3 protein-coding genes are annotated in these 1065 nt (G+C 56.4%); all 3 read left to right on the top strand.

From position 1 onward, the window contains the following. The first annotated feature begins 18 nt into the window (after positions 1-18). Positions 19-396: a ribonuclease P protein component gene (gene rnpA, locus JF66_RS22760; RefSeq protein WP_081882550.1), complete on the top strand. Its 378-nt coding sequence runs from the start codon at positions 19-21 to the stop codon at positions 394-396. Beyond that, the gene (gene yidD / locus JF66_RS22755) at positions 393-704 is read left to right on the top strand and encodes a membrane protein insertion efficiency factor YidD (RefSeq protein ID WP_081882549.1); all 312 of its coding nucleotides are present in this window, start codon (positions 393-395) and stop codon (positions 702-704) included. The genes rnpA and yidD overlap by 4 nt, the downstream gene beginning before the upstream one ends. A gap of 8 nt (positions 705-712) precedes the next feature. Further along, a partial coding sequence (gene yidC / locus JF66_RS21310) for a membrane protein insertase YidC (RefSeq protein ID WP_035881010.1) occupies positions 713-1065 on the top strand: 353 nt, incomplete at its 3' end.

Below are 1065 nucleotides of genomic sequence, written 5' to 3'. Positions count from 1 at the left end.
CGTGCTTGTTGGGTTCTCGTGCTTGCACATGTGAACCGCATTACGAGCGGGAGCGATTATCAAGGTGTCGTTCGGCGTGGTGTGCGTCGCGTAGGCGCACACACAGTCATTTACGTGCGGAAAACCCCTCCAGTGTCCACGGACGCTCAGGGTGTTCCCGCACGTTTTGGTTTCATCGTTGCCAAGAACGTGGGTAACGCTGTGCGACGCAATGAAGTTCGACGACGTTTGAAAGCGGCCAGTTACGACTTGCTCGGCACTGTGGAGCCGGGCACGGATATCGTCGTTCGAGCTCTTCCCGCTGCCAGGGACACAGATTGGTCGACACTAAAGGCTGAACTGGGTCACGCATTCGAGCAGTCTTTACAGGTACGCAAAGTATCGTCGAAGCGATGAATACTTTTGTGGTCACTGTGCTGCTGATACCTCGCAATCTGGGTGTCGTGCTTTTACGTGTCTACCGTGCGGTCATTTCACCTCTTTACGGCGATGTTTGCCGGTATTACCCCTCCTGTTCGGCGTATGCACTCGGCGCCATTCAGGAACACGGCCTCACGATTGGATCGGCACTTGCCGCGCGTCGGCTCGCCCGATGCCATCCGTGGGCCGAAGGTGGAATAGATGATGTTCCCCTGAAACGCAAGCGTCGCTATTCCGTGACGTCATTTGGTTTTGTCGTCTCACCAAGCCACGGAAAGGGCTGATCCGAAGTATGGGTTTCATAGATACGATCCTCTGGCCACTGAAGTGGGCGGTCGAGCTTCTGCTTGTCGCATTCCACTCACTGTTCTCCGCTATTGGCATGGACTTCAACGGTGGACTCACCTGGGTCTTGTCGATTGTCGGGCTCGTCCTGGTGGTGCGTGCGGCGCTGATTCCCATCTTCGTCAAGCAGATCAAGAGCCAGCGCAAGATGCTCGAGGTCGCGCCCCAGCTCAAGAAGATTCAGGACAAGTACAAGGGCAAGAAAGACCAGTTCTCCCGCGAGGCCATGTCCCGCGAGACGATGGCGCTATACAAGCGCACCGGTACAAACCCGCTGAGCTCCTGCCTACCCTGCTCTTG

The sequence above is a fragment of the Cryobacterium sp. MLB-32 genome, assembly GCF_000738085.1.
Lineage (GTDB): Bacteria > Actinomycetota > Actinomycetes > Actinomycetales > Microbacteriaceae > Cryobacterium.
Note: the sequence above shows the minus strand (reverse complement) of the source record. Positions and strands in the feature narration are given on the sequence as shown.

What these genes read in the sequence shown, in the direction of transcription:
- yidD (WP_081882549.1), top strand. Translation starts at nt 393, where the DNA reads ATGAATACTTTTGTGGTCACTGTGCTGCTGATACCTCGCAATCTGGGT.